The sequence below is a fragment of the Bordetella tumulicola genome (genome assembly GCF_965138755.1).
Lineage (GTDB): Bacteria > Pseudomonadota > Gammaproteobacteria > Burkholderiales > Burkholderiaceae_B > Bordetella_A > Bordetella_A tumulicola.
On the sequence record NZ_CBCSFP010000011.1, the window covers coordinates 196532 to 202531 of the forward strand.

Annotated in this window: 5 protein-coding genes; 3 read left to right on the top strand and 2 right to left on the bottom strand. The window is 60.1% G+C overall.

Going from position 1 to position 6000, the window contains the following annotated elements:
* The first annotated feature begins 1 nt into the window (after nucleotide 1).
* Nucleotides 2-883: an EamA family transporter gene (locus tag ACNAZS_RS22100; RefSeq protein WP_415792674.1), complete on the top strand. Its 882-nt coding sequence runs from the start codon at nucleotides 2-4 to the stop codon at nucleotides 881-883.
* 52 nt (nucleotides 884-935) lie between these two features.
* Complete coding sequence (locus ACNAZS_RS22105) at nucleotides 936-1697, top strand: TSUP family transporter (RefSeq protein ID WP_415792675.1); 762 nt, start codon at nucleotides 936-938, stop codon at nucleotides 1695-1697.
* On the opposite strand, the gene ACNAZS_RS22110 is transcribed toward ACNAZS_RS22105, so the two are convergent.
* A complete protein-coding gene (locus ACNAZS_RS22110) occupies nucleotides 1686-4112 on the bottom strand; it encodes a DUF3772 domain-containing protein (RefSeq protein WP_415792676.1) in 2427 nt (808 codons plus the stop codon). The two genes, ACNAZS_RS22105 and ACNAZS_RS22110, sit on opposite strands and share 12 nt — an antisense overlap.
* A gap of 93 nt (nucleotides 4113-4205) precedes the next feature.
* Nucleotides 4206-5186 carry a LysR substrate-binding domain-containing protein gene (locus ACNAZS_RS22115; RefSeq protein ID WP_415792677.1) on the bottom strand — a complete coding sequence of 327 codons (981 nt, stop codon included), beginning with the start codon at nucleotides 5184-5186 and terminating at the stop codon, nucleotides 4206-4208.
* Nucleotides 5187-5277: 91 nt separating this feature from the next.
* Here ACNAZS_RS22115 and ACNAZS_RS22120 point away from each other — a divergent pair, with 91 nt between their 5' ends.
* Nucleotides 5278-5556 (top strand): hypothetical protein, encoded by a 279-nt coding sequence (locus ACNAZS_RS22120; protein WP_415792678.1) that lies wholly within the window; start codon nucleotides 5278-5280, stop codon nucleotides 5554-5556.
* Nucleotides 5557-6000: the final 444 nt, after the last annotated feature.

The window sequence follows — 6000 nt, forward strand, 5'->3', positions numbered from 1 at the left end:
CATGCCTTTCTCGCACCTGCTGTTGGCGCTGTCCGTCGTTTTCATTTGGGGGACGAACTTCGTCATCATTAAGTGGGGGCTGGCCGAATTTCCCGCTTTTCTGTTCGCGACATTGCGATTTTTGTTGTCGGCATTGCCCTGGGTGTTTGTTATGCGCCGTCCGGCCGTGCCGTGGAGTCTGCTGGTTCGCGCGGGCTTATTGCTGGGAGTCGGACAGTTTGGCCTGGTGTATTGGGCCATGCGCCACGACATCACGCCTGGATTGGCTTCCCTGGTAGTGCAGGCACAGGTGTTCTTCACCATCATTATGTCGATGGTTATTCATGGTGAGCGCTCACGGCCATTACAAATCGTGGCTCTGGTATTGGCGACAGCGGGCTATGCCTTGGTGGCCTGGCGTAGCGCGACAGACCCTGCATCGGCCATCACGCTCATCGGTTTCGGCGTCGTATTGGCCGCCGCCTTTAGCTGGGCATGCACCAATATGGTCATGCGTGCGGCGGGCCGGGTGAATATGGTGGCCTTTACCGCCTGGAGCTCCCTGTTCGCCGTTATCCCCCTGCTGCTGATCAGCCTGGCGCTCGACGGGCCTTCGCAGGTGGTCGACGCGTTGGCTCATGCCAGTATGTGGGGTTGGCTCGCGGCGCTGTGGCAAGCAATCGGCAATACCGTGTTCGCGTTTGGCGCCTGGGGATGGTTGCTCGCCCGGCATCCCGCGATCACGGTGACGCCGCTGGCGTTGCTGGTGCCGGTATTCGGCATTTTGTCGTCGGTCGTGTTGCTAGGCGAATCCTTGCCTCTTTGGAAGGTCGTGGCCACGGGCCTTGTGCTGGGTGGTCTATGCTTAAACGTTTACGCGAGTCGCGCTGGAGGCAAACGGTAGCAGTAGGCGCTTGCGCTCCGGCGCATCGGTAGCAGTTGTCGTATAGAAAATCATGACGTGGGTTGATCATCTTTTATTCCTGGGCAGTGTGGCGCTGGCCACCTATGCACAGACCGTGACGGGGTTTGCATTTGGGTTGGTGCTGTTGGGGCTGACGGGTTTGTTGTCTTTGGCGCCATTGCCTGAGATGTCCAACGTGGTCAATATGCTGATGTTGGTCAACGCGCTCGTCGCCTTGCACGGCACACGCGGGCAGTTGAATTGGTCGCTTATCCGTACGCCCTTATTCGCCAGCCTCGCCGGGGTGGTGGCGGGCGTTATCGCGCTGGACTGGATCAGCGGCAACGCTATCTTGTTGTTGCGCGGCCTGTTGGGCCTGACCATTCTGGCGTGTGCGGTTTTGTTGATTTCAGGCACGCGGCCGTTGACAACAATCTCATCGCGAGGCGCTTTTATCTCGTTTGGTTTGGTGTCCGGTGTGTTGGGCGGATTGTTTTCCAGCGCGGGCCCCCCAATGGTCTATCACTTCTATCGGCAACCGCTGCCGTTGTCCGTTGTGCGTAATAGTTTGCTCGTCTTGTTCGCTGCCAACTCGGTCCTGCGCCTTTCTTTAGTGACGGCACAGGGCAATTTGACGGCCTCGGCGATTTGGCTCGGGGTCGAAGCCTTGCCTGTGGTTGTGGTGCTGACCTGGCTGGTGCGCCGATATGCCTCGGCGGATTCCTTCCGGGCCGTCAAGCGGTTGGTCTTCCTGCTGTTGCTGATTTCAGGCTTGGGGTTGCTTATCCCGGTTTCCCGGGCACTATGGGGATAGGTTGATCGGCGGTGTCGGCGTCGGCGCGGGCTCCGGCACTGAGGCAGAGTCCGGCGTGGTCGTCACCAGCACGGCGGACGGTGTAGACAAGGGCAGTTTCGCTTCTGCGATGCGTTGCAATATGTCGTAGAGCAGCGCACTACGCACACTATAGGCATTACGCGGCGTACTGACATAGCCGCGCGCATTGAACATCAAGTGGCCGTTTTCGATGCCTTCCAGATACACCTCGGGGGCTGGCGTTTCCATAATGCCTTCATTGTCCGTGAATGCGTCCCGCAATAGTTCGCGTAGCTGTTGCGCATCCGTTTCGAGCGGCATCGGCAGTTTGACTTGCACCAGTCCCAGTGGATTGCTGTGCGTCACATTACGCACCGTTTTCGTGATGAACTCCGAGTTCGGCACAATCACGGTGGACCGGTCAGCCATCTGAATTTCCGTGGCGCGCACATTGATCCGTGCGATGTCACCCTCAATGCCACCGAGCGATACCCAATCGCCCACCTTGACGGGGCGCTCGGCGAGCAGGATCAGGCCGGACACAAAATTTTGCACCACGGCCTGTAGCCCGAAACCGATTCCCACCGACAGGGCGCTGGCGATCCAGGCGACTCTCTCCAGCCCCAGTCCCAATGCCGAGAGAGACAGGGCAATGGCAAGCACCACACCCGCATAGCCGAACAAAGTCGCGGCCGATAGCTGCATACCCGGGTCGAGTTCGGTGGTGGGTAAGTATCGATCCGCCAACCAGCGTTTGAGCAAGCGCACGCCGATCAGGCCGAACGCCAGCACCAGGAAGCCTCGCATCAAGGCGCCCGGACGAAGGTGTATTTCGCCGATCTGCAAGCCGCCGAGCAACTGACTCATGCGGTGCAGCAGATCTGATGGCCCTTCCCCAAACGGGGCCAGTAGCAGGGTGGCGGCAACCAGCGCGACCGTTACTCTACCGACGCCTGCCAGCACTACCGCGATTTGACTATGAAGGCGTGCGCGCGACTCGTTTTCGTTGTCGGCGGGCGGCGCCAGCAGGGTGCTGAACCCGTCGGTAATCAGTACAGACAATAGATAGGCGAAACATAAAATCGCCAGCACCCACAAAACCTGTTTGACGATAAAACTGCCAAATGCCACGTAGCCTGCCAGCGCACTGATGACACAACAGGCCAGGACAACCCACATCATATTGCGCAGAACCGAGAGCCAGAGCGGCCGCGGGGGCGGCGGCGACTCTTCGATCTCGTGAGGAACAGGTTTGCGCGACGACGTGGTGCGTCGCAGTCCCCATGCGAGCGTCGCGGCCAGTGCCAGCGTCGCCAGCGAGGTAATCACGATCGTGGTGGTCAGGCTGGCGTTCAGCAAGATAGGCAGTTCGTCACCCAGCCAGGTCAGCACGACCCATATACCCAGCAGCGTGGGCATATGTCGCAGTCCGTGTGCGATATCGTCAGGGATAGACAGCAAGCGCCAACTGGGACGCTCGGGCGATAGCAGGGCATGACCGAGTCCGGTGACGCAGCCGCCAAAGGCCACGACGGCAGCCAGGCTGGACAGTAACTCGCCAGTATCGTCCGACAAGGCGTCATTCCAGTTCAGTCCGGTATAAATCAGGGCGGCAATGATGCCCGGCATGGCCGTCGCCAGCATCACGATGCCAAACGCCAGGAATGAGCGCCGTAATCGGCCCGGCGGCACGCGTGTCGCCGTCAGGCGCAGTAGCAGGCGACTGCATGCCATCCCCAGCACTACCGTGATGCCCGCCACGATCGCTAACCCAATCCAGGCGAGTATCGGCGTGCTCGAGGTCGCCTCGCGCAGTTCGTCAACCAGTTGTCCCAAGCGGCGCGAGTCTCGGGGAAGATCGCCCTTTAACTCCGTCCAAAAGGACTTGCCCAAAATGGAATCACGTCGCTCGCCCAATCGCGCCTGAAACTGTGTACGGCGCATCGTCGAAATCTGTTCGGCTGTCTGCGCGGCCTCGACGGCGAGCAAACGAGCGAGCTTGACTTGCGAGTCCAGTGTCTTGTTGTCTCGTTGCAGTTGTTTGCGCTGAGCGGCGACGTCCGGGGTTTCGCTTGATCCCTCGGGGGGCGTACCCAATTCCGTCAAGCGGGCGGTGACACCGGCCAGCTGAGGCGTCAGCGTTTCGGCCAACCCCTCGGCGCGTGACTGGATCTCCAGCACGTCGGCGCGCCAGCGCGTGAGTTGGGCATCATCACTGTCGTCGTCGTCCAGGCGCTCCAGTATCTGGTCGATCTGCTTACGGGCATCGGACAGAACTGATTCGACATCGGCCGGCCCTTGGGGTGCTTCGGGCTGTGCCGAGACGACCGCCGCGAGCCCTAACCATAGAAATAATGTCAGACCCGCCAGCAGGCGAATCCAATACGCACATCGAGTGCGTGGGAGCTGCATCATAATGGGCGAACCTCATGCTCCGGGTGGCCCCGGGTATTGAGCAAGCATAGCAGCGTGCTGCCTTGCGAGTGCAACAAAACCTGTGCAGATCGATCAGGGGTGATCATGGCGGGCGGAGGGCGTGTCGACAGCGGTGTCGGCATCGCCATTCGCGTCGCAGGATACCAGCGTCTCGCGCGAGCGCTCCAGCTCGTCGTGAATCCATTGGCGCAAGGCGGACAGCGGTGGCCAGTCGCGCAGGCCCGGCGGGTAGACCAGATGATACGTATCGGTCGAATCGAAATCGATGCTGATCGGCGATAGTTTCACCAACCGGCCCGCGTACATCGCATCAGCGGCCAGCAGCTCACGGCTGAGGGCTAGTCCCAAGCCTTGCTCGGCCGCCTGCAACATCAGGCTGAAATCATTGAACGACGCGACGGGGGTGGCATTGACGGTCAGCCCTGCTGCCGCGAACCATTGTCGCCAGAGCTCTTTGTCGCCCAACAACGGCTGGCGTGCCAGCGTTTCCGGGGTGTGGTCGGCTAATTGCCGCGCGGTGTCGGCCGATGCCAGCACTACGAGGGGCATCGGGGTGTCGAACAGCGACTCAGACAGCACGCCCGGCCAGGAGCCACGTCCCGAGCGCAAGCCGGCATGGAATCCCTCGCGCGCAAGATCGGAAACGTGGCTCGAGGTTTCGATTTCCAGCGTCAGATCAGGGTGGCGCTCGCGCCAGCGTGCCATCCGGGGAAGCAGCCAGCGCTGGGCGAACGAGGGCAGCATCGAGACACGTATGCGCTGGTGGGCGCCGCTGCTAACGGAGGCTGCGGCCAATACCCCGTCATCCAGCTGTGCCAGAGCGGTTCGCACGCTGCATAGCAAAGCCCGTCCCGCGGGGTTCAAAATCAGTCGTCGACCCTGCCGCTCAAAGAGGGGAAATCCCAACTGAGTCTCGAGCACGCGGATCTGTTGACTGACGGCGCTGTGCGTCAGGTGCAATTGCTCTGCGGCGGCCCGCAGGTTCTGCAGCTCGGCGACCACGCGGAAGGCGGGCAGGGTATTTAACGGTAGACGGCTCATGCTGGTAAGCATAACCGACCAAAATGGGTAGAACAATGCGATTCACAACCAGGTTTTGTGCTTTTAAGCTAACCAGTATGAAAACCTGAGTGAGGAGGCAAACATGGAATCGCAAGGAAATCTGTCGGCAGTCAATGGCGCTTGCGTCACCACGTCGTCCTGGCGTCTGCCGTTATTCGGGCACGCACGGCTGAGCCAGCACTGGTCTGAATGGTGGACAGCCTGGGAGACGCGCCGAGCCAGTAAGAGAACGGCCATGGCGCTGAGCGAGCTGGATGATGCCATGCTGCAAGACATCGGGGTACAGGGCTGCATGCTGTCTGAAAGCCGTGCAATCCGCCAGGCCCAGCAAGATCGCCGAGCATACTGGCTCTGGTCGTGAGCAACACGTGGGACGGAAGGGGGGGGGCATCGATGCTGTTTCCCCTTCTTCCCTACCCTTTCCTTCCCTAATATCAATATAAAGATCCCCCGCTCACTCTATATCCCCGCCTGCTCGTATATATAGGGGCTGACGTCTATAAAGAGATGAAGAACAGAATGAAGAGCGGACAGCTGTATATAAGGGATGGCTAATGTCTCTCTATATGAAGAAAGCCGCCCGCCTATATCGAGGGAGAAACCTGGCTCCCACATAGATATAAGGCCCGTTCCTGGACCGCTCCCTGAACGTTGGCGCAGGCGCTTATTCCGTCATTCTGGCTGGTTTGCATGCCCTGAATATCCTGTGCTATAGTCTCGCTCCTTCGCTGCTGGAACACGAGTGTTCAGGCGGCGGGGCCGGAGTAGGGATGCACGAGACCGGCGGTGATGATTGTTAGGATCT